This window comes from Rhizobium beringeri, assembly GCF_004306515.1.
Classification (GTDB): domain Bacteria; phylum Pseudomonadota; class Alphaproteobacteria; order Rhizobiales; family Rhizobiaceae; genus Rhizobium; species Rhizobium beringeri.
In genome coordinates this window covers 3,357,867-3,379,940 of record NZ_SILG01000001.1, presented here as the reverse complement: position 1 = coordinate 3,379,940, position 22,074 = coordinate 3,357,867, and the positions used below count along the sequence as shown (strand labels likewise).

The window sequence follows — 22,074 nt, the reverse complement described above, 5'->3', positions numbered from 1 at the left end:
TGATAATCCGCAGGTATTCATTTATATTTTTGATGTCACCATTTCTATTATTGCTTATTTTTAACTCAGGAAGACTTTTTAATAAGCACCTGTCTTCAATCATACGATCTATCTTCGATTCCGTCGAGATTTTGATTTCAATTGCTGATGTATTTTTGTTTCACAACTAAATGTAGACTTGATCTTTACGCTGTCTCTCGGGGATGTTATTTGACACCCATATTAAGACAATATAAATGATGCAGTGCAGCATTTCCTATGGTTATTCGAGTACTCGGAGTTATGCGCATGGATGGGGTGACACACGCATCAGATCGCAGGGCCGGCATCGGCAAGGCGGCGATATCGACTAACGGCAGCATTCATCTCAACAGCCGCATCGTCATCGACGACGAATTTCTTTCCTGCCGGTCGAGCGTCCGGCGTTTCCGGCGCGGCGAGGTCATCGCCGGCGCCGGCGTCCTCGTCGATACCTTCGCTCGCGTACATTCGGGGGTAGTCAGCGCCAGCACGATGCTGCCCGACGGCAGGGAATTCATCGTCGAGATCATTCCGAAATCCGGCCTCATCGGCGAGCTCGAGGTTCTGCGCAGGCAGACATTGAGCCTCGAATACCGAGCCGGTTCCAACTGCGAATTGCATTTCTTCGAAGGCCGGCTGCTGCGCGACATGTACGCCAGCGATCCCTGCTTTCGCGAAAAGGTCTTCTCCAGGGCGCTGGCGCGTATTTCAGAGCTCGAACTCCGGATCATTGCAAATGCGGCGTCGAGCCTGCAATCGAGGCTGGCCAGCACGCTGCTGCGGCTCTCCGCTGTCTACGGAAAAGATGCGGCAAACAGCGGGGACGAACTGATCATCTCGCAAAATGACCTGGCCGCAACGCTGCCGGCGTCTCGCGAGAAGGTCAATCAATGCCTGCGGCGCCTGCGGGAAAGCAAGATCGTTGACGGGGGGCAGGGCAAGATCCGCATTCTCAACCGCAAGGCGTTGGAGGCCTGTGCCAACGGCGCGGTTTCGGTGAAGTGATGCGCCCATCGCTTCCCGAGGTTCTCCGATCTGCCACAAGCGTTGGCCGCTTTCCCGGCCCCGGCACGACAAAGATCGATCGCGTGGTCATCATCGACGACTATTCGGTGGCCAGAGGCGGTGCGACGGCGCTGGCGGTGCTATCGGCCAAGCTTTTTCGGGGGCTCGACATCCCCGTGACCTATATTTGCGGGGATGACGCCGCCAATGCGGAGCTTGTCGCCCTCGGAGTCTCAATGATCGGGCTGAACAGCCGCGACCTGCTCAGCGCCGAGCGTGCGAAGGCCTTCGTGACCGGCATTCACAATGGCGCCGCCGTCCGTATGGTCGCGAACTGGATTGCCGCAAAGGACACCGCCAATACAGTCTACCATGTCCATGGCTGGCACCAGATCCTGTCTCCCGCGATTTTCAGGGCGTTGCTGCCGGTCGCCAGACGATGCGTGGTTCACGCGCATGATTTCTTCACGGCCTGCCCCAACGGCGCCTTCTTCGACTATCAGGCGCAGGAAATCTGCCTTCGACGCCCGCTCGGCGGAAGCTGCATTGCGACGGCCTGCGACAAGAGAAGTTATTCGCACAAATTGTGGCGGGTTGCCCGCGGCTCCAATATCCTCCGGCTGCTGAAGGATCAGGCCGACTTCGGCCGGATCATCCTGCTACACGAGAAGATGGCTGGCTTTCTCGTCGGCGCCGGATATCGGCCCGAACGACTGACGACGATCCGCAATCCCGTCGCTCCGCTATCCATCAAACGCATCGAGGCGGAGGCCAATGAGGAGTTCGTCTTCATCGGGCGGTTGGACGAAGAGAAGGGCATAGAGGACGCCGTGGCCGCCACGCGCAAAGCCGGCGTCAAGCTCTGCGTGATCGGGGACGGGCCGCTGATGCCGCTGGTCGCAGCTTCGGGAGATCACGTCAGGGCCGTCGGCTGGCAGTCGCATGCGGAGATCGGCCCGACCATCCGCAAAGCGCGCGCGTTGTTGATGCCGTCGCGCTATCCCGAGCCGTTCGGCCTCGTCGCTATCGAAGCGGCCAGGAGCGGTCTGCCCGTCATCATGTCGCGCAGCGCCTTTCTCGCCGAGGAAATGCAAAGAGCCGGCATGGCGCTTGCCTGCGATACGGCTGACGAAAGCGCCTTTGCCGATACTTTGACGAGATTTAGCCAAATGCCGGGGCATGAGGTCCGCGCCATGAGCGAGCGGGCTTTCCGGCTGTCGCCGGATCTCGCCTCGACACACGAGGAATGGCGCGACGCGCTTCTTGCCGAATACCAAAGCCTGATTTCGACGAATGCGGTTCCCGAGCTGACAGACGGTGTGGCGATACAAGGAGTATTGAGTTGACTCTTAAAGCAACAACCTCTCTTCCCGACGCGAGGGCATTTCTCGGCGATGCGCCGGTGATGGCGAAAAGACGTGTCGCCGAGGCCGGAGGCGCGAGCGACACCAAGCAGCTTCGTGTCGCCATCGTGCATTATTGGCTCGTTTCGATGCGCGGCGGCGAGAAAGTCGTCGAAGAGCTGTGCCGCATGTTTCCGCAGGCCGACATCTTCACCCTCGTCTGCAACCGGGATCGCATCAGCGATTTTCTGAAGACGCGGAACATCCGCACGTCCTTCCTACAGAAGATCCCCGGCGCGCAACGGCATTATACCAAGATGCTGCCGCTGATGCCCTTCGCGCTCGAGCAGTTCGATCTGCAGGACTACGATCTCGTGCTGTCGAGCGAATCCGGACCCGCCAAGGGCATCATCACGCGCGCCGACGCACTGCATGTCTGCTACTGCCACTCGCCGATGCGCTACATCTGGGATCAGTTCCATGTCTACCGGCATGGCCTGCCCTGGGTGGGTCGCGCATTGATGTCGATCACCGCGCCCATGCTGCGCGCCTGGGACGTGACGACGTCCTCGCGGGTCGATGTGTTCGTCGCCAATTCCGATTATGTCGCAAGCCGTATCCGCCGCTTCTACGACCGGGACTCCATCGTCATCCATCCGCCCGTTGCGACCGACGATTTTGCGGTGGGGAAGGGAAAAGGCGAATTCTATCTCTATGCGGGACAGCTGACCACCTACAAGCGGCCGGATATTGCCGTTCGCGCCTGCACCGAGGCCGGGCGGAAGCTGGTCGTGATTGGCGAGGGAGAACAATTGGCTTATCTGAAGTCGATCGCCGGACCGACCGTTGAGTTTCTCGGCCATCAGCCCTTCAACGTTCTGCGCGACCACCTGTCGCGATGCCGCGCCCTGTTGTTTCCGGGCACGGAGGATTTCGGCATTCTTCCGGTGGAAGCCATGGCATCGGGGCGGCCGGTCCTGGCTTTCGACGCCGGCGGCGCCAGAGAAACCGTTTCCTCGCCGCAGGTCGGGTTTCGCTTCGGGCAGCAGACCACGGAAGCTCTGTTGGAAACGATGGCGGCGTTCGAAGAGGTGGAGGACGATATCGATCCGCATGCAATCCGCGCGCACTCGCTGAAATTCTCTTCCGCCGTGTTCCGCGACCGTCTGTCCGGCCTCATCGAGCAACAACTGTCCACCCATGGCGACCGATCCGCCGACGTCTTCAGAAGGCGGCCGGGCTGACGAGAAGGACGGAGCTGCCTGTCTTGCCACTGCGACCGAAACCGTCTCAATCCGCCGACGAGGAATAGAAGATAGATCATGTCAAGCGTATCCCAGAGGACGGCGACGGCGAGTATCTGGACCATCAGCGGAAAATTCCTGGCGCGACTGCTCGATTTCGTCAGCCTCCTGATCCTCGCAAGGCTTTTGAGCCCAGCGGATTTCGGCCTCGTTGCCATCGCGACCTCGGTTCTGGTCATCGTCGAGACAATTTTGGACCTGCCGCTGACGCAGGCCTTGATGCGTCAGCCGTCGCCTTCGGACGATATGTTTGCCACGGCCCTTACCCTCAGCCTGCTTCGAGGCGTGGCCATCAGCACGCTGATGATGATCATCTCCTGGCCGATGGCTCTGATCTATGACGATTCCCGGCTTTTCTCTCTAGTCGCCGTGCTCTCCATCGCGCCTGCCATGCGCAGTGTGATCAGCCCACGCATGGTGCTGTTCATGCAGCGGTTCGATTTCAAGCGCGAGTTCGCACTCGATCTCATCACCAAGGGGTCGACGCTGCTATTCGGTGTCGGGGTGGCGGTCGCGACCGGCAGCTATTGGGGACTGGCGATCGGCGCGGTTGCAGGCCCGACCGCAGCGGCGATCACCTCCTATGTCTTTGCGCCGATGCGACCGAGGTTCAGCCTTTCCGAATGGAAGCACTTTCAGGACATGATCAGCTGGAACACCGTCTCGCAGGTGTTGAGTTCGATCAACTGGCAACTGGACCGGCTGCTTTTGCCGCGCTTTACCGGCTTGTCGACGTTCGGCGCCTTCAGCGTCGCCGACAATATCGCCGCTATTCCATACCAGACCTTCGTCGGGCCATTATTGCGCCCGCTGATGGCGGCATTCTCGATCGTCGATGACCGTCGTAATCTGATCGCTGCCTATCTGAAGGCGACGAACGCGATCACCTTCGTGGCAGCGCCCATCCTCATCGCGCTGGCTTTTCTTGCCGAGCCGGCCGTGCGGATTATCGTCGGCGAGAAATGGGCATCCGCGGCGCCGATTCTGCAATGGCTGTGCATCGTCAGTCTGCTCGGTCTTCCCACGAACATGATGCCGCCATTGGCTATGGTCCTGAACAAAACCCGCTATCTCGCTCTCCGGATGTTTGCCGAGTTCGCCGTCAGGGTTCCGGTCACCATCGTGGGCATTGTCTATTTTCAGGTAGCCGGAGCATTGGGCGCGCGGATCGTGGCGGTGCTTGTCGCCTATGCCGCATCGCTCATCATTACGCGGCAGCTGATCGGCGCGACGTTTGCCGCTCAGTTGTATGCCTTTTTACGGCCTCTGGCCGCGAGCTTGCCGATGATCGCTTTGCTGCTGTGGATCGAGCCGATGCTCTCCGCCATGCCTGTCGGGTTCAACCTTGTCGTCAGCCTGGCGCTTTGCGGCGGGGCGGCAGTAGCGATCTTCTGGGCCTTCGCGCTGCTGCTGTGGCAGGTTGTCGGAAGGCCCGACGGTATCGAGACCATCGTCGTCCAAAGGCTCATGCCGCGACGAAACGGAGTTCTCACCTTTTGATCGAGACAAGTGTAGTCCAACGATTGGTTTGGCGTTTTCGGAGGAGCAGAATGCGTTACGGGATATCTTCTAAGGCTCTGGGTTTGCTCATCGTTCTCGGTCTGGGGGCGTTGCCCGGCCAGCCCAGCGTGGCTCAGCAACCACTCAATATCAATGCGTATCAGCTAACGTTCGAGGAGAGTTTCGACAGTCTCGACGTCTCGGCCTGGGGAGAGAGAAGCTCCCGCTGGATCGCCCATACGCCCTGGAACGGCGATTTCGGTGATGCCCGTTTCACCGATCCGGCCCCCGGCTTTCCGTTTACCACCGATCAGGGAATTCTGAAGATCGAAGCGCGCAAGGAGGCCGATGGAACCTGGCGCTCGGGCCTGTTGTCGTCGGTGAACCCGAAAGGCGAAGGATTCTCGCAGCAATTCGGTTATTTCGAAGCACGGATGAAGCTGCCGCCGGGCAAGGGAGTCTGGCCAGCCTTCTGGCTCATCGGGCTCGACCGGTCGAAATACACCGCCGAGATCGACGTCCTGGAATATTATGGGCGCGCGCCCTACGAATTCAGCATGGGCTTTCATATCTGGCGTCAGAGCCAGGGTGGCCAGAATACCACCGGTGGCCATTGGCAAACCGTCCAGGACGGAATTCTGAACAGCGAATATCACACCTACGGCGTCGATATCCAAGCTGACAAGACGAGCTTCTACCTCGACCGTCAGTTCATCTGGAGCTTCGACACGCCGAAGGAGTTCCACATGCCATTCTATCCGCTGGTGAACTTGGCACTCGGCTCGGGTTGGCCGATCGATGAAACGCCCAATCCTTCCATCCTGCTTGTCGACTATATTCACGTCTACCAGCGCAAGCCCACCGACGCGGCAAATTGAACAGCCGGGGGATAGCCGTTCCGTCGCTAAAGCGCGTCGCGATCTTTGAGATTCGCTCCTCGCGCTTTAGGTCCTTGTTTTACGCATGTCGTTGTCGCAAAACCGCTGCACACTTTTGCGCGACATGCTCTAGCGGCCGCAGCTGAGGCCGGTTTGCGGGTCGAAGAGATGCATTGCTTCCTCGTCGAAAAAGAGGGTGAGCTTTTCATTGTCGCGGATTGGCGTGCGGGGCGGCAGGCAGGCCATCAGGCGCTGATTTCCGGCAAGGGCGGTGACGACGAGTTCCGGGCCGGTCAGCTCTGCGACTTCAAGGGTTGCCTCGATGGACGGGCCGGCGCCGTCTGTGCGAAGCGCCTCGGGACGAATGCCGAGGATAAGGTCGCGGCCATTGCCGGCCGTCTCGCGGAAACGGGCAGGCAGAGGCAGGGTCGCATCGGAGCCTGAAAGCGCCAGGCGGCCGTCCCGCGCCGTCGCCTTCAGCAGGTTCATCGGCGGCGCGCCGACGAAGGTCGCGACATAGAGCGTTGCCGGATGGTTGTAGATCTCCTCCGGCGTGCCCAGCTGCTCGATGCGGCCGTCGCGCATGACGGCGATGCGGCTTGCAAGCGTCATCGCCTCGATCTGGTCATGGGTGACATAGACGACCGTGGTCTTCAGCATCTGATGCAGCCGCTTGATCTCGGTGCGCATCTCCATGCGCAGTTTGGCGTCAAGGTTGGAGAGCGGCTCGTCGAAAAGGAATACCTCCGGCTTGCGCACCAGCGCACGGCCGATCGCGACGCGCTGGCGCTGGCCGCCGGAAAGTTGGCTCGGCTTGCGGTCGAGGAGGTTTTCGATCTGCAGGAGCTTTGCGGCGTCGCGCACGGCCCTGTCGCGCTCCGGCGCCGGCACCTTGCGCATTTCCAGGCCGAAGCCGATGTTCCGGTGCACCGTCAGATTGGGATAGAGCGCGTAGGATTGAAAGACCATGGCGATATCGCGGTCCTTCGGATGCACGCTGAGCACCGAGCGGCCGCCGATCCTGACATCGCCGCTCGTCGCCTCGGCAAGGCCGGCGATGATGTTCAGCAGGGTGGACTTGCCGCAGCCGGAGGAGCCGAGTAGCACCAGGAATTCGCCGCTTTCCAGTGAGATGTCGATGCCTTTCAGCGTCTCGACGTCGCCATAGGTCTTGCGGATGTTCTGAATTTCGAGCGCGCTCATCGCACAGGCTCCTCGGGAGATGACGGGCCGCCATAGTTGCGGGGAAGGGTGGATATGGCGCGCGAGGCGACCGCGGTTCCCGCCTCCAGGCAAGAAATCAGCGGCTCATCGCTTGCGAGCGCCGCAAGGAAGGCGGCGTTGAAGACATCGCCGGCGCCGATCGTATCGACGACCTCGACAACGGGTGCCGTCACCGAAACCAACAGGCCGTCCGGCCCGATCGCGAGAGCGCCGTCCGGGCCGCGCTTGACGACGATGATCGCACCCTCCGGCATATGCGACCTGATGTGACGGGCCGCCTCGACCGGATCGGCAATGCCGGCAAGTGTCGTCGATTCGACCTCGTTCAGCAGCGCGATACCGCTGCGGGAGAGCCATGCGCGTGTCGCTGCGCAATTCTCGTCTGTCCAGCCGTCGAGCGGCCAGCCGGTATCGAGCGCGACGGTGATGCCATGGCTGTCGGCCCAGTCGAAGAAGGCGTCATAATCCGCTGTCAGGTCATCGGTCAGGAACGAGCCGCAGAGAAGGGCGTAGCCGCCCTGCAGCCCAGCACCCTCGATGACGGCGAAGACATCTGCCAGGCTGAAGCGCGGCAGGTGGCCTTTTGTCGTGAAGAAGGTGCGCTCGCCGTCCGGATGGGTGATGCCGACGGAGAGCGTCGTTTTCTCAGGACGTACCGGCCACTTGTCGGAACGGTGGCCGAAGGCTTCGCTCAGCCAGCGGCCGAACTGGTCACTGCCGATATTGGCGGCGATCTCGAATTCGACGCCAAGCGCTTGCCAGGCGAGCGCGCTGTTGCCGGCGGCTCCGCCAACCCGTAACTCGTCATGATCGACGATGATTTCCGTCCCGGCCTTTGGCCAGGGGGCGGCCGGTCCAAGGATCAGGTCGATGTTGACGTTGCCGATGACTGCAAGCGGCCGCATTCATTCGCTCCGGGTGATCTTGGTGGAGCGGACCGGCGTTCCGGCATTCTCCACGCGGGCGTCAGCAAAGGCGATCATCAGCCGCTGGGCGACCGGCAGCATGGCGAAGATCGAGGCAAGACCGGTTGCCGGGGCAAAGCGGATCGTCACCGTGCCGGCGACCGGCGCTTCGTCCGAGGCGTCGAACAGGATGACGGGGGCGCCGGTCTCGACGGCGGATGTCGCCATTGCGGTCACCAGGCCGGCCGTCTCGTCGAAGCCGCGGAACAGCACGACGCCGATCTCCGGCCCCAGCATTTCCATCGGCCCGTGGCGGAGCTGGCCGCCTTCGAGCGAGAAGCAGGGACGGCGCGACAGTTCCGTCAATCCGAGCGCCAGCGCCTCGGCGATACCCTGCAGCCGGCGGCCTGACGTAACGATGGTCGCGGCATTTTCGAGCGCGGTGAGCGCGGCGGCGATGTCATGGTCTTCCGGCGCTTTGAGGGCGGCAATCGCGGCGTTTGGATCTTCGCCGAGGGCGGCGAGGGTTGCCAGATGCAGGGCGAAGGTTACCGTCAGGCTCCGGGTCGCGGCGAAGGCAAGCTCTGTGCCGCCGGTGCCGACCAGCGACGGGGCAGTTCTTGCGAGGAAGGAGCTGCCTTCGAGGGTCAGGCCGAAGGTCTCCTCGGTGCCGCCGGTTTCGTTGAACCAGCGCACGACCTCGGCGCTTTCGCCGGATTGCGAGGTGACGAAGATCGTCCTACCGGCGATCGGCAGCGGCTGGCCGAGCTGCTCGGACAGCGGCAAGGCGACGGTATCAATGCCGAGGGCACGATAGAGCGGCTCGACGGCGCGGTTGACGGCATGCGAACCGCCCATGCCGATGAGCAACAGCCGCCCGGTCCGCTTCAGCGAAGCGGCGGCCCTCGTGGCCATCGGCTGGGCCGCTTCATAGGAGGCGATCGCATCGGCATGCTGGCGGGTCATTTCGCGATCGATCGCGGCAAGTCCGGCCGGCCGGGGTCTTTCTGCTGTCATGTTCATCCCTTGACGCCGCCACTGGTGAGCCCCGAAATCAGGGCGCGTTGCATGACAAGACCGATCAGCACCGGGGGCAGGGCGGCGAGCACGCCTGCCGTCGCGATCAGTCCGTAATCGGAAACGCGGCCGCCGGCGAGATCGGCGATGGCGACGGTCAGCGTCTTGGCGCGCTGGTCCGAGGTGAAAAGCAGCGCATAGAAGAATTCATCCCAGGCAAGCAGGAAGGCAAAGAGGCTCGACGTTGCCATCACGGGGGCGGCGAGCGGCAGCGTGATGATCCGCAGTGTCTGAAACAGGCCGGCGCCGTCGATCATCGCCGCGGATTCGATCTCGCGCGGGATGGAATCGAAGCCCGATTTCATCAACCAGGTGGTGAAGGGCGCGAGAATTGTCAGATAGACGAGGGCGAGGCCGAAGACGTTGTTCAGCAATCCGAGATGGGAGAGGCCCATATAGAGCGGCACGGCGAGCGCCACCGGCGGCAACATGTAGGTGGCGATCACCATCGATAGCGACCAGCCGACCGAAGGTGTGCGCGACACAGCCCAGCCGGCCGGAATGGCGAGCGCGATGGCGGCGATCGTCGCCATGCCCGCCACCTCGATGCTGTTGCGCAGCGACGAGGTGAAGGCGGCGCCGGAGCTGTTTTCGATCGTCGAGAGCAATACGCCGTAGCGAGAGAAATCCGCCGTCTGCGGCCACCAGCGCAGCGGCTTTGCGGCAAGGTCGGCGGCTGGCGAGATGCTCATGATGAACAGCCACAGAATCGGCGCCAGGATGACGGCGGCAAGCAGCAGCGCGCAGAGATGAATGAAGACAGAAAAGAGCGGGCTCTGGCGTTCCATCAGGCCGCACTCCCGGCGGTCTTGCGCACCAGAGCGGCGTAGCCGGCAGCAAGCAGCGTCACCAGCAGCGTGACGATCAATGCCAACGATGCGCCCGAACCTGCCCGCTGGAAGGAGAAGGCTTCCTGATAGACCAGGATCGACAGCGTGCGCGTGCTGTTGGCCGGGCCGCCGCGGGTCATGACCCAGATGATGTCGAAGACCTTGAAGGCTTCGATCGTGCGCAGCACCAGGGCCACCATCAGCGGGCCGGCGAGATAGGGCAGGATGACGAAGCGGAAGCGGGCGAAAGCGCCGGCGCCGTCGACCAGCGAGGCGGCTGTGATGTCGCGCGGCACGGCCTGGAGTGCGGCCAGCGCAATCAGCGCCACCAGCGGGAAATTCTTCCAGCAGTCGGCGACGATGAGGGCCGCCAGCGCCGTGCCCGGTTCGCCGAGCCAGGAGCGGTAAGCCTCCAGCAGTCCGAGTTGAGTCAGCGCGGCGTTCAGCGCCCCGTATTCCGGATTGTAGATCAACCGCCAGAGCGTGGCGTTGACGACGGTCGGCAGTGCCCAGGGCAGGATCATCAGGGCGCGCAGCGCGGTGCGGCCGCGAAACTGCTGGTTCAGCAGCAGGGCTGCCAGAACACCGATCACCATTTCGGCGGCGACCGAGATGATCGCGAACCATGCGGTGGTGATCAGCGTGCGCTGGAAATTCGAGCCTGAGATCATCTTCGCGTAATTGTCGATGCCGACGAAGTTTCCTTCAGTGCCGACGAGCTTGGCATCGGTGAAGGAGAGGCCGACGGTATCGATCAGAGGCCAGCCGATGACTGATATCATGACCACGAGAAGCGGTAGCATCAAAAGCCACGCGCGGGTTGTCAGCCAAGTGCTCGACATCAAGGCGACCCTTCTTCATTCATAGGTTATCGAGATCGAAGCGGGCGACGGCGGGCGCCGCCCGGGGTTTCGTGCTTTGCTCAGAGGCCGCTATTGTCGGCCGCCGACTTCAGCGCGTCCTCGGGAGAGGACTGGCCGAGCAGTGATTCCTGGATCGCCTGTTGCAGCGCGGTCGAAAGCTCCTGATATTTCGGCGTCGTCGGACGCGGATACATGGCCGCAAGGCCGATCTTGGCGGCGGAGATCAGCTCTTCCTGGCCCTTGGTGACGGCCGGATCCTCATAGGAGGACGCCCAGATCGGCAGGCTGAGCTTGGCATAGGCATTCTGTGTCGCCTGCGAGGTCATGAAGGTGATGTATTTCCAGGCCTCATCAGGATGCTTGCTGGCCGAGGTGATGCCGAGGCCCATCGAGCCGTTGACGGCCGAAGCCTCGCTCTTGCCGGCAACACCCGGCGCCGGCACGACGCCGACCTTGCCTGCGACCTTGCTGTCTTTCGGATCGTTGGCCATGTTGTACATGTAGGTCCAGTTCAGCGCGAAGGCGGCATCGCCGTTTTCGAAGACCTTGCGGACGTCCTCTTCCAGGAATTCCTTGGAATTCGGATTGGTCAGGCCGGACGAATAGCTGGAGACCATGTATTTCAGTGCATCGAGGCCGCCGCCGGTCTGGAAGGCCGGCTTGCCGTCCTTCAGGAAATCGCCGCCATATGCGCTGACGAGCGTGGTGTAGTCGCAGATCGCGGCTTCGGCCTGCGACCAGCTCCAGGCGATCGGCGTGGCGAGCAGGCCCTTGTCCTTGATCGTCTTTGCCTGTTCGGTTAGCTCGTCCCAAGTCTTGGGCGGGGTCTTGATGCCGGCCTTTTCGAGGATTTCCTTATTGTAGAACAGGTATTTGGTGTCGAGGATCCACGGCATGCCGTAATATTTGCTATCATATTGCACAGTGGTCCAGGCGCCCGGCAGCACGCCTTTCTTCATCTCGTCGGTGACGCGAGAGGAGACGTCGACCAGCACCTTGTTGGTGGCATATTCGGCCGGCCAGATGACGTCGAAGAGGACGACGTCGTAGCCGCCGCCGGAACCTTGCGCCAGCACCGTCTTGTCGTGCAGGCCTTCATAGGGAACGAATTCGAGATTGACCTTGATATCGGGGTTCGCCTTGGCGAAGGCGTCGGTCATGGCGCGCACATCGGCCTCGCTATAGGCGGCCTGCGCCATGAAAAGCGCGTTCAGCGTCGTTTCGGCGAAAGCGTGCGGCGCAAGGGATGCGCCGATCAAGGCCGCACCCAGAAGCGTCTTGTTAAAGGATTTCAGCATTGCAGCCTCCAGTTTTTGACATTTACGCATTGCCGAGGGCGGTCCTCCGCCATCGGTGTTCGAGAAGGCACGCGCGAAAACGTGCCGGTTCGTCGTCTCGGAGCGTCGTCGGAGCGCCTTGTGGGCTCCTGCGTTCCCTGGAACTCTCCGGTTCCTTATTAAGTCAAGTGTCTTGACTTATTACTTCTTCAACATTCTATTGGAGTCAAGAGGGAATTGCACATGAATGACAGCCGCCCGATCCGGGCCAAGAGCGGCACCAATCACGAAGGCACCAGCGCGCATAATCGGCGCGTGATGATCGATGCCCTGAGGATCAACGGTGCGCTTTCACGCGCCGATCTGGCACGGGCGACGCGGCTGACCAAACAGACGGTGTCGAATATCATCGAGGAACTCGAGCGCGACGGTCTCGTCAGTTCGCAGGAGGCGGTGAGGAGGGGCAGGGGCCAGCCGTCGACACCCTACGGCCTAGTGCCAGAGGGCGCTTTTGCGATCGGCCTGCAGATCGACCGGCATGTGACGCGGGCGGTTGCCGTCGATCTCGTCGGCAGCGTTCTCGTGCGTGATGAGGCCGGCCTCCCACCAGGCGGTCCGTCGAACGGGACGAAGGTCATCCTCGATCTCGTCGCCGGCGTGCGGTCAAAACTTGCCGGGATCGTCCAGCAGTCGGAAAAGCGGCTGGTTGGTCTCGGCGCCGCCATGCCAGGGCCCTTCGGGGTTGCCGGCAGCGGCGACGATCCGTGGATGATGGAGACCTGGCAGAAATTTCCGTTGTTGGAAACGCTGACTGCCGGCACCGGGCTCGATGTCGGCCTGCAAAACGATGCGGCGGCGGCGGCGACCGCCGAGCGCATGGTGGGAGCCGCCCATGGCCTCGACCATGCCGTCTGCCTCTTCGTCGGTTATGGCATCGGCGCCGGCCTCATTCTGAACGGCGAGCTTTACCGCGGCACCAACGGCAACGCCGGCGAGATCGGCATGGCACTGCTGTTTGCCGACGGCAAATCGACGCCGCTCGAACATCGCGCCTCGCTCGCCTCGCTCTACCAGCATCTGTCGATCGATCCCGCCGATCCTGGCCTTTATGCACGGATCAACGATCTCGCCTTGAGAGGCGATCAAAGCATCCACGCCTGGGTCGAGGCGGCAGCAGTGGATCTGCGCTGGAGCATCCATCTCCTTGAGACGCTGTTCGATCCGCAGACGGTGATCCTCTGCGGCAGCGCGCCGGAAGCGCTGGTGAACAGGTTGATTGTGGCAATCGGCCCGTTGCTGCCCTCGATCGCCGAGCGTCGTGGCCGGACGCTGCCGCGCCTGCAGCCCGGCATGGCCGATCCCTGGTCGGTGGCGCTTGGTGCTGCCGCCGGACCGATCAGCCGTGCATTCGATCCACGTTTTGCTGCGATCCTGAAGGATTCCCTTCAATCCTGAGGCTTAAATCCTCAGGTTGCACACCAGTGCATCGGCAAAAATGTCAGTGGTTTTGCAAGTTTCGTTGCAGCGGAGCAGGTGAATAACGGCACTCCGTCATAATATAAATAAATATTAAATATCCCCTAAGAATCCATTGTTTCGAATATAGGTGTAATTTATTGACCGCGTGCTGAAGCAATCGGCGAAATTTCTATAAATATTTCCCCGAGATTGGCGAATAACAATTGTATGAAGGTTTTGTGACAACTAGGTTTCGATCATTTCATGTCATGTAATCTTCATTGGTAGACGCAATTTGAACCAGCTAATAGGGCGTGCGCTGAAAGTGCGCGTCCCTTTTACGTTCGAGGTTCTCATGCAAGCCAAGCTTCTCGGCGCCGTTGGCGCCCTTCTCGCTACAGCGTTTCTTGCTGGTCCCGCTGCCGCCGCCGATAAGACCAAGATCGACTTCTGGTTCGGCAATTCCGGTGACATTGCAAAGCGTGTCCAGGAGCAGTGCGATCGCTTCAACCAGTCGCAGGCCGACTACGAAGTCGTCTGCACCAGCCAGGGCAGCTATGATGCGTCCCTGCAGAACACCATCGCTGCCTTCCGCGCCGGCAAGCAGCCGACCATCGCCCAGGTCTCCGACGCCGGCACGCTCGACATCATGCTTTCCGGCGCCTACTACCCGGCCAACAAGCTGATGGCCGACATGGGCTACACCGTCGACTGGAACGATTATTTCTCCGGTATCTCCGGCTACTACGCGACCTCGAAGGGTGAGATGTACTCCTTCCCCTTCAACTCCTCGACCGCTCTGCTCTACTGGAACAAGGACGCCTTCGCCAAGATCGGCAAGGACCATGCTCCGGCGACCTGGAAGGAAGCAGGCGAGGACCTCAAGGCTCTGAAGGATGCAGGCTATGCTTGCCCGCTCGGCTTTGACATCTCCAACAACGAAGTTTGGCAGTATATCGAGCAGTTCGAAGCCGTAAACGGCGAGGCAATCGCCACGAAGAAGAACGGCTTTGAAGGTCTCGACGGCGAGCTGGTGTTCAACAAGAACCCGCTTCTCGTCAGCTACGTCAAGGACCTCAAGTCCTGGTACGACAACAAGCTTGCCGTCATCAAGAACAAGGCTGTCGGCCAGACCTTCGTCGAGGCCTTTGCCGCTGGCGATTGCCAGGTCATCCTGACCTCGGTCGGCGACCACGGCAATGTTAGCCGCACCGCCAAGCAGGGCATGAACTGGGGCGTTTCCATGCTCCCGACCTACGGCGACGCAACCCGCCACAGCTCTTACGTCGGCGGCGCTTCGCTCTGGGTTCTGAAGGGTCATTCCGACGCTGAATACAAGGCTGCCGCTGCCTTCTTCAACTTCATCGCAAAGCCGGAAGAAGCACTTACCTGGTCGACCGTTACCGGCTACATCCCGGTTCGTAACTCCGGCTTCGAATATCTGAAGAAGCAGGGCTTCTACGACAAGGCTCCTTATGCTGGCCGCGAACTCGCCATTCAGAGCCTGACCGCTTCCCCGGCTGGCGACGCGGCTCCGCACGGCATCCGTCTCGGTGGCCTGCTGCAGGTCCGCACCGAAATCGCCAATGGTCTGCAGGCAATCTTCGTCAACAATGCCGATGTCCAGGCTTCACTCGACGGCGCTGCCGAACGCGGCAATACGCTGCTGCGTCGCTTCCAGCAGACCTACAAGAACGTTCAGCTCCCCTGATCGCTTGATATGAGCCGCACCCGGCCCGCGTTTCGCGCGCCGGGTGCGTCTTTGTAAGTTTTTCAGTCGGCCGCGGATGCGAACTTGCCGCTAAAGCGCGCCGCTCGCGCTTTAGATCTATATCTCGACGCATGTCGTTACCGCAAAACCGCTGCACACTTTTGCGCGACATGCTTTAAGCCAAACCAGGACGAAAACGACCACTCATGGAAAAGCGCGTCACTTTCTCCTCAACGACGATCGGACTGCTCTTCGCATTTCCGATGCTGTTGCTGATCTTCGTCTTCTTCTATTGGCCGAGTGCGCAGGCGCTCTATTGGGCGTTCACGCTCGAGCAGCCATGGGGCGGCGGCAATGCCTGGGTCGGTTTCGACAATTTCAGACAGCTGCTCACCGATCCAATCTATTGGGATTCGATCACCCGCAGCATGATCTTTGGCTTCAGCTCGACGGCCATTGCCATGGGGCTGGCGCTCATCCTGGCGCTTTTGACAGATCGTGAACTGCGCGGCCACAAAGTCTACCGGTCCGTCTTCATCTGGCCTTACGCAATTGCCGCTCCCGCTCTTGGCCTCGCCTTCCGCTTCATCCTGGCGCCGGAAGCCGGCCTTCTGTCGGTTATCAACCACGTCTGGCCCGGCCTCTGGAATCCCGCACTCGACGGCAAGGATGCGATGATCGCCGTCATTGTCGCCTTCTCCTGGAAATATATCGGCTACAACTTCATCTTCTTCCTCTCGGCACTGCAAGGCATTCCGCGCTCGCTGATCGAGGCCGCCGCAATGGATGGTTCGGGGCCGATGCGCCGGATCTGGGATATCCAGCTGCCCCTGCTGACGCCGACGCTGTTCTTCCTACTCGTCATCAACATCACCGAGAGCTTCCAGGATTCCTTCGGTATCGTCGACGTCATGACGCAGGGCGGCCCGGCGCGCGCCACCGAGCTCATGGTCTACAAGATCTATTTCGACGGCTTCAGAGGTCTCGATTATTCGGGTGCCGCAGCGCAATCCATCATCCTGATGGTGCTCGTCGTCCTTCTCACCATCTTCCAGTTCCGCTTCATCGAGCGGCGCGTGCACTACAAGTGAGGTCGCGGACATGATCGAACGCACGCCGATATTCAACTTCATCTGCTATACGCTTCTCGCGCTCGGCATGGTGATCGCGCTTTTGCCTTTCGCCATCGTCATCATCGCGTCGACGCTGGATCTGGAGACGGTCAATCGCGTGCCGCTGCCGCTCACTCCGGGCTCGCATTTCTGGGAAAACGCTGAGACGGCCTGGGTTCGCGCCGATCTCGGCAACAAGCTGTTCCACAGCATCATCTTCGCCGCAACGGTCGGCGCCGGTAAAGTCATGCTGTCTTCCATGGCAGCTTTCTCGATCGTCTACTTCCGCTTCCGTGGCCGGTACGTGATTTTCTGGATCATCTTCATCACGCTGATGCTGCCGCTGGAAGTCCGCATCGTGCCGACCTATTCGATTGCGGCCAACGCGCTGCAACCTTTCCAGACGATCCTCGACTTTACCGGCATAAGCTGGCTCGTCGCGCAGATCACCGGCTTCCAGATCAAGCTCGAATGGGGCCTGCTGAATTCCTATCCCGGTCTCGTTCTGCCGTTGGTCGCAACCGCAACCGGCACCTTCCTATACCGGCAGTTCTACCTGACTGTTCCCGACGAGCTTGCTGAGGCCTCGAAGATGGACGGATCGGGCCCGGTCCGGTTCTTTTGGGATATTCTGCTGCCGCTTTCGCGGCCAAACATGATCGCGCTCTTCACCATCATGTTCGTCTGGGCCTGGAACCAGTATCTTTGGCCGCTGCTGATCACCACCGATCCGAATTTCGGCATCGCTGTGACGCAGCTCAAGACCCTCGTCCCGTCCGAATTCGGTCTGCCCGACTGGAACGTCGCCATGGCCGGAACCCTGATCATCATGTCGCCGCCATTGATCCTCGTCATTCTGATGCAGCGCTGGTTCGTACGCGGCCTTATCTCCACCGAGAAGTGAAGGAGTATTCCCTTGGCACCGATCTCTATTCGTGGCGTGAAGAAAAACTACGGCAAGAATCCCGTCGTTCACGGCGTCGATCTCGACATCCAGTCCGGCGAGTTCATCGTCATCCTCGGCCCGTCCGGCTGCGGCAAGTCCACGCTGCTGCGCATGATCGCCGGCCTCGAGGAAATCACTGGCGGTGAAATCGCCATTGACGGCCGCGTCGTCAACCAGCTGGAACCGCGCGAGCGCGGCTGTGCCATGGTGTTCCAGAACTATGCGCTTTATCCGCATATGAGCGTTGCCGAGAATATCGGCTACGCATTGAAGGTGGCCGGAGTCTCGAAGGCGGAGCGGAGCCGGCGCATCGGCGAGGTCGCCAAGGCGCTCAGCCTCGAACCCTTCCTCGAACGTCGGCCGGCCGCTCTTTCCGGCGGTCAGCGCCAGCGTGTCGCCATGGGCCGCGCGATGATCCGCGAACCGAAGGTGTTTCTCTTCGACGAACCGCTGTCGAACCTCGACGCCAAGCTGCGCATCGCCATGCGCGCCGAAATCCGCCGCTTGCACCGCCGCCTCGGCGCCACTTCGATCTTCGTCACGCATGACCAGACCGAAGCGATGACGCTGGCCGATCGGCTGGTGGTGATGAACGGCGGCAGGGTTGAGCAGGTCGGCACGCCGGAAGAGGTCTATCATCATCCGGTCTCGCGCTTCGTCGCGGGCTTCGTCGGCACGCCGGCGATGAACCTGCTCGAGGGCACGATCAATGACGAGGGCGTTTTCGTCTACGATCAGAGCCGCAAGGTCGCGCTGCCGCGCGAACGCGCTGCACCGCTGAAAGGCAAACGCGTCGTACTCGGCATGCGCGCCGAAGCCGCCCGGCTGGTGGCCCCTGATGCGCCCGGCGCCCTGGTCGCAACGGCCGATTTCATCGAAGAGCTCGGCGCAAGCCGCGTCGTGCACGCCGATTTCGATGGGCTGCCCTTTGCCGTGGCGCTGACTGAGGCAGTGAAGGTGAAGTCGGGCGATCCGATCGGCATCGCGATCGATTACGACCAGATCCACCTCTATGCTGCCGATACCGGCCGGATCATCGAAAACCCGGTCACGACAGGTGCAGACGCCGTTCACGCTTGAGGGCGCCTACGATAATTCTTGCAAAGCATTCGGCGGCGTAGGGTCTGCGCACTTTGCGGAAATTGCTCTAACGGTGGATCGGGTCGATCCACGCGACGTCTTCCGGCTTTTCGACCGGCTCGATGTCGAGATTGACGACGACCGGTTCCTGGCCTGAGCGGACGAGCACGCATTCCAGCGTCTCGTCACGGCTGGCGTTGATCTCCTGATGCGGCACATAGGGCGGAACGTAGATGAAGTCGCCGGGGCCGGCCTCGGCGGTATATTCCAGATGCTCGCCCCAGCGCATGCGGGCCTTGCCCTTGACCACGTAGATGATGCTTTCGAGATCGCCGTGATGATGGGCGCCAGTCTTGGCATTGGCATGGATCGTCACCGTTCCCGCCCAGATCTTCTCGGCGCCGGCGCGCGCGTTATTGATCGCGGTCGCGCGGTTCATGCCCGGCGTCTGCGCGGTGTTCGGATCGAGCGAATTGCCGGGAATGACCTTGACGCCGTGTTCCCGCCAGTCGACATGATGATGCTCGTGGTCGTCGCTCATGCCTTGCCTCCAGCTTCGATTTGATCAGTCTAGGCTCGAGCTGGGCGGTGGCCAAGCGGATTTGCGGCTGTGCTGCCGCACATATCTTCTGCACTCGATAGCTTCTGTGCACAAGGAAAGGACGGACCCGATGAGCCACCTCCCGCAGATCGATTACGATACCGCTTCGGAAGAGGTTCGTGCGGCGCATGACGAGGAAGTCAGGTTGCGCGGGCGCATGACCAACATGAAGCGGACGCTGCTGCATTCGCCGGCCGCCCATCGCATCTATGCCGAATGGTTCACACTGCGCGCCGAACTCGATCCTGCCGTCAGCGACCGGGCGATCTGGATCTTCTCGCATGCGATCTCCAAGGCAGCCAGATCGAAGATCGCCATCACCTTCTTTCGCCGGGCGCTGATCAACAAGGGCTTTAATCCCGATGCGCTGGAGCTTTCCGAAGAGGAAGTGCTGCTCGACGCCTTCGGCAAGGCGATCGTCGCCGATTCCAACGCCGTTCCCGCTGAACTCTGGGCAAAGCTGAAACAGCGCTACGAGACCAAGGTGCTCGTCGATCTCGTCGCCTTCGCCGGCATCATGCTGGCCACCGCCGTCTTCAACAATGTCGTCGACGTCGATTTCGATCCCGAGCTTGAAGCCTTCGCCGAAGGCGCCAGTTCATCCGGATTCTGATTTCAGAGCATGATGCCGAAAAGTGTAAGCGGTTTTCGGACGACATCATGCTCTAACTATTTAATTTAGAACAGGATTCAGATTTTAGGCCGATCGGGCCTAAAATCGTCCTGTTCTAGGCATCGAGCGGCAAGATCAGCACGTCGCGCGGCGGCACCTCGATGCCACTATTGCCGATATGGCCGATCGGCCAGACGGCCTGACTTTGTGCAAGCGTCCCTCGGGCGAGCGTTACCTCGGCCTTCTGCGCCGTTCTCGTCGGATTGACGAGCCAGAGGAAGCTGCCTTTTTCCCCCTCGTGGATCCGGGCAAAAAGGGTGGTGTTCGATAGCGTCACATGGCGCTTCTTTCCACTCCATGTCAGCAATTCGGCGAAGAATGGGCCGTTCGCCTTTCCCCGCGTGCGGTAATAGGCAACGGAGGGATTGGTGCCGATCAGCAGCGTGCGGCCCCTGCCATAGGCGTTTTCGACGACGGCAAGACGGCCGTCGGTGAAATGGCCGCGTCCGGTCCCGCCCGCCAGGCGATAGGACTGCAGGAAACCGCCGCCGTCGACCGGCGCGCCGTCGAGATCGAAATGGGTTCGGTCGCCGATGTCTGGCATGAATTCAACATCCTCCTCGCGCGCGCCGAAGACCTCGTCGAGGCCCATGTTCGGCTGCACGGTGCCGACATGGCCACGGTCGCCGAAGTAGCCGGGGCATGCTTCGGCGATCAACGTGCCGCCGTTTTCGACCCAGGCTTTCAATCGTTTTGCCTGTTCAGCGGTGAACATGATCGGGTAGGGGAAATAGAGGAAATCATAGGCCTCGATATCGTCGATATGCACCCAGTCCGGCTGCACGCCATTTTCGAGGAAGGCCCGATAGGCCCCCCACATGGCTTCGGGATAGGGTTTCTCCTTGCGGTCGTTGTTCAGGAGGTAATCGAATTCCTGGGTTTCGCGCACGACGAGGATGCCGACTTCGCCGCGCACTGGCTTTGCCTCCCAGAGAGCGGCCTGTGACTTGTCGTTGGCCCATTTCGCCATGGTGCTTGCCATGTCGGAGCGCGGCGTGCGCGAGCCGTCCATGCCGTAGGAGCCGAAAGCGCCGAAGAGTGGACCATCGAGCAGCGGGCGCCAGCGCAGATTGATCACGCCGCGGGCGCCGCCGGCCAGCGAGGTCATACTCCAGAGTCGGATATCCTCGGGCTCGGCGACGCGGCCGTCTTCCTTGTCGCGACCGATCACCTGCGGCTGCAGCCAGAGCGGGCCACCCTGGCGTTCGGCATGCCAGAACGGCTTGCCGCGGGCGGCGGCACGGTTGATGTCGACGCCATACCAGTTCTTCCAGGCTTCCGACCCCTTGCGGGCCTGGATCCAGGTGAAGCCATAGACCTCGACCTTGGAGGCGGCGAGCCAGTCGTCGCAGCCGTTGGCCGCCATGTTCGGAATCGCACCGGATATGCCGTGGGCAACGATGGTGTTCTTCTGGTCGACGGCGCGGATCGTGTCGATGCGCCACTGCATCTGGTCGTAGAAATTGTCGCGCTTGAACTGCAGCCAGTCGATGCATTCAGGATAGGGCGCCATGTGCACCGGCGGCTCGATATCGTCCCATTCGGCATAGCTGTAGCGGTACCAGGCTTTCGCCAGGACCTTCAGGCTGCCGTACTTCTTCTCCAGCCATTTGCGAAAGGCTGATTTGGCATAGGGGCTGTAATCGACATCGGCGGAATAGTTGCACTCGTTCCAGACGTCATAGCCATAGATCGCCGGATGATCCTTATAGCGGGTGGCGAGCGCGGTCAGGAACTTGCCCGCTGCTTCCTTCACTTCGGGGCAGTTCAGCGTCAGGGCGCCGGCGCCGCCGCCATTGTTGGAAAAGCCGCCGGTTGCAGACGAGACGCCCATATAGGAACCGAGTTTGGTGCCGTCGGCATTGACCTGCAGCGCATGAGCATATTTGCGCACTGCCCAGTCCGGCACGGCATGGATCAATTCGGCGATAACCGTCTTGATGCCGTTTGCGGCGGCAAGGTCCATCTGACGGTCATATTCCTCCCAATCGTAGACGCCGGGGGCGGTTTCGATCGCGCTCCACATGAACCAGTGGCGGAAGATGTTGAGGCCGTCTTGCCCAGCTGTGGCGTAGTCGCGTTCCCAATCCTCGCGGGGCGGATTCGACTTGCGGAAATAGACGGCGCCGTAGGGCAGTTGGATATCTTTGTTGAGCATTTTCCTGTCCTTCTCTATCGATGTCCGGACATGGCTTCGCCGTCCGGAAAGAAGGCTCCGGCAGTCGGCAATCGAAGATGTCGTCCGGCTATTCTAAAAAGCGTTGAT

19 protein-coding genes are annotated in these 22,074 nt (G+C 61.0%); 11 read left to right on the top strand and 8 right to left on the bottom strand.

What is annotated here, in order from left to right:
* Nucleotides 1-288 precede the first annotated feature (288 nt).
* The 5 genes from ELH03_RS16980 to ELH03_RS16960 all read left to right on the top strand — a co-directional run bounded on the left by ELH03_RS16980 (nucleotide 289) and on the right by ELH03_RS16960 (nucleotide 6,051).
* Nucleotides 289-1,026 carry a Crp/Fnr family transcriptional regulator gene (locus ELH03_RS16980; RefSeq protein WP_128400593.1) on the top strand — a complete coding sequence of 246 codons (738 nt, stop codon included), beginning with the start codon at nucleotides 289-291 and terminating at the stop codon, nucleotides 1,024-1,026.
* Nucleotides 1,023-2,372, top strand: coding sequence for a glycosyltransferase family 4 protein (locus ELH03_RS16975; protein ID WP_197727758.1), 1,350 nt, complete (start codon nucleotides 1,023-1,025; stop codon nucleotides 2,370-2,372). The genes ELH03_RS16980 and ELH03_RS16975 overlap by 4 nt, the downstream gene beginning before the upstream one ends.
* A complete protein-coding gene (locus tag ELH03_RS16970) occupies nucleotides 2,369-3,613 on the top strand; it encodes a glycosyltransferase family 4 protein (RefSeq protein WP_128400591.1) in 1,245 nt (414 codons plus the stop codon). Before ELH03_RS16975 ends, ELH03_RS16970 begins: the two co-directional genes overlap by 4 nt.
* A 78-nt stretch (nucleotides 3,614-3,691) precedes the next feature.
* Nucleotides 3,692-5,173: a lipopolysaccharide biosynthesis protein gene (locus ELH03_RS16965; RefSeq protein WP_128400590.1), complete on the top strand. Its 1,482-nt coding sequence runs from the start codon at nucleotides 3,692-3,694 to the stop codon at nucleotides 5,171-5,173.
* A 50-nt stretch (nucleotides 5,174-5,223) separates the two neighbouring features.
* Nucleotides 5,224-6,051 (top strand): glycoside hydrolase family 16 protein, encoded by an 828-nt coding sequence (locus ELH03_RS16960; RefSeq protein ID WP_012758759.1) that lies wholly within the window; start codon nucleotides 5,224-5,226, stop codon nucleotides 6,049-6,051.
* Nucleotides 6,052-6,180: 129 nt separating this feature from the next.
* Here the strand turns inward: ELH03_RS16960 and ELH03_RS16955 are convergent, their stop codons facing one another.
* The 6 genes from ELH03_RS16955 to ELH03_RS16930 all read right to left on the bottom strand — a co-directional run bounded on the left by ELH03_RS16955 (nucleotide 6,181) and on the right by ELH03_RS16930 (nucleotide 12,248).
* Nucleotides 6,181-7,254, bottom strand: coding sequence for an ABC transporter ATP-binding protein (locus tag ELH03_RS16955; RefSeq protein ID WP_128400589.1), 1,074 nt, complete (start codon nucleotides 7,252-7,254; stop codon nucleotides 6,181-6,183).
* Nucleotides 7,251-8,180 (bottom strand): PfkB family carbohydrate kinase, encoded by a 930-nt coding sequence (locus ELH03_RS16950; RefSeq protein ID WP_128400588.1) that lies wholly within the window; start codon nucleotides 8,178-8,180, stop codon nucleotides 7,251-7,253. The genes ELH03_RS16955 and ELH03_RS16950 overlap by 4 nt, the downstream gene beginning before the upstream one ends.
* Nucleotides 8,181-9,203, bottom strand: coding sequence for an SIS domain-containing protein (locus ELH03_RS16945; protein ID WP_130766534.1), 1,023 nt, complete (start codon nucleotides 9,201-9,203; stop codon nucleotides 8,181-8,183).
* The gene (locus tag ELH03_RS16940) at nucleotides 9,200-10,045 is read right to left on the bottom strand and encodes a carbohydrate ABC transporter permease (protein WP_128400586.1); all 846 of its coding nucleotides are present in this window, start codon (nucleotides 10,043-10,045) and stop codon (nucleotides 9,200-9,202) included. The genes ELH03_RS16945 and ELH03_RS16940 overlap by 4 nt, the downstream gene beginning before the upstream one ends.
* Complete coding sequence (locus ELH03_RS16935) at nucleotides 10,045-10,929, bottom strand: carbohydrate ABC transporter permease (protein WP_128400585.1); 885 nt, start codon at nucleotides 10,927-10,929, stop codon at nucleotides 10,045-10,047. Before ELH03_RS16935 ends, ELH03_RS16940 begins: the two co-directional genes overlap by 1 nt.
* 80 nt (nucleotides 10,930-11,009) lie before the next feature.
* Nucleotides 11,010-12,248, bottom strand: a complete 1,239-nt coding sequence (locus tag ELH03_RS16930) for an extracellular solute-binding protein (protein WP_018481755.1) — start codon at nucleotides 12,246-12,248, stop codon at nucleotides 11,010-11,012.
* Between the two features lie 222 nt (nucleotides 12,249-12,470).
* On the opposite strand from ELH03_RS16930, the gene ELH03_RS16925 reads away from it, so the two are divergent.
* The 5 genes from ELH03_RS16925 to ELH03_RS16900 all read left to right on the top strand — a co-directional run bounded on the left by ELH03_RS16925 (nucleotide 12,471) and on the right by ELH03_RS16900 (nucleotide 18,534).
* A complete protein-coding gene (locus ELH03_RS16925) occupies nucleotides 12,471-13,682 on the top strand; it encodes an ROK family transcriptional regulator (protein ID WP_128400584.1) in 1,212 nt (403 codons plus the stop codon).
* A gap of 358 nt (nucleotides 13,683-14,040) precedes the next feature.
* Complete coding sequence (locus ELH03_RS16920; RefSeq protein WP_128400583.1) at nucleotides 14,041-15,396, top strand: extracellular solute-binding protein; 1,356 nt, start codon at nucleotides 14,041-14,043, stop codon at nucleotides 15,394-15,396.
* Between the two features lie 206 nt (nucleotides 15,397-15,602).
* Entirely contained in the window at nucleotides 15,603-16,487 is an 885-nt protein-coding gene (locus ELH03_RS16910; RefSeq protein WP_018446921.1) for a carbohydrate ABC transporter permease, read from the top strand.
* Between the two features lie 10 nt (nucleotides 16,488-16,497).
* Complete coding sequence (locus tag ELH03_RS16905) at nucleotides 16,498-17,412, top strand: ABC transporter permease subunit (protein WP_128400581.1); 915 nt, start codon at nucleotides 16,498-16,500, stop codon at nucleotides 17,410-17,412.
* A 12-nt stretch (nucleotides 17,413-17,424) separates the two neighbouring features.
* Nucleotides 17,425-18,534 (top strand): sn-glycerol-3-phosphate import ATP-binding protein UgpC, encoded by a 1,110-nt coding sequence (locus ELH03_RS16900; protein WP_128400580.1) that lies wholly within the window; start codon nucleotides 17,425-17,427, stop codon nucleotides 18,532-18,534.
* A gap of 67 nt (nucleotides 18,535-18,601) precedes the next feature.
* Here ELH03_RS16900 and ELH03_RS16895 read toward each other — a convergent pair whose 3' ends face one another.
* Nucleotides 18,602-19,075 (bottom strand): cupin domain-containing protein, encoded by a 474-nt coding sequence (locus ELH03_RS16895; protein WP_027683319.1) that lies wholly within the window; start codon nucleotides 19,073-19,075, stop codon nucleotides 18,602-18,604.
* A 130-nt stretch (nucleotides 19,076-19,205) separates the two neighbouring features.
* Between ELH03_RS16895 and ELH03_RS16890 the strand changes: the two genes are divergently transcribed.
* Complete coding sequence (locus ELH03_RS16890; protein WP_128400579.1) at nucleotides 19,206-19,748, top strand: carboxymuconolactone decarboxylase family protein; 543 nt, start codon at nucleotides 19,206-19,208, stop codon at nucleotides 19,746-19,748.
* A gap of 115 nt (nucleotides 19,749-19,863) precedes the next feature.
* Here the strand turns inward: ELH03_RS16890 and ELH03_RS16885 are convergent, their stop codons facing one another.
* Nucleotides 19,864-21,966 carry a beta-galactosidase gene (locus ELH03_RS16885; RefSeq protein WP_130766533.1) on the bottom strand — a complete coding sequence of 701 codons (2,103 nt, stop codon included), beginning with the start codon at nucleotides 21,964-21,966 and terminating at the stop codon, nucleotides 19,864-19,866.
* Between the last annotated feature and the right edge of the window lie 108 nt (nucleotides 21,967-22,074).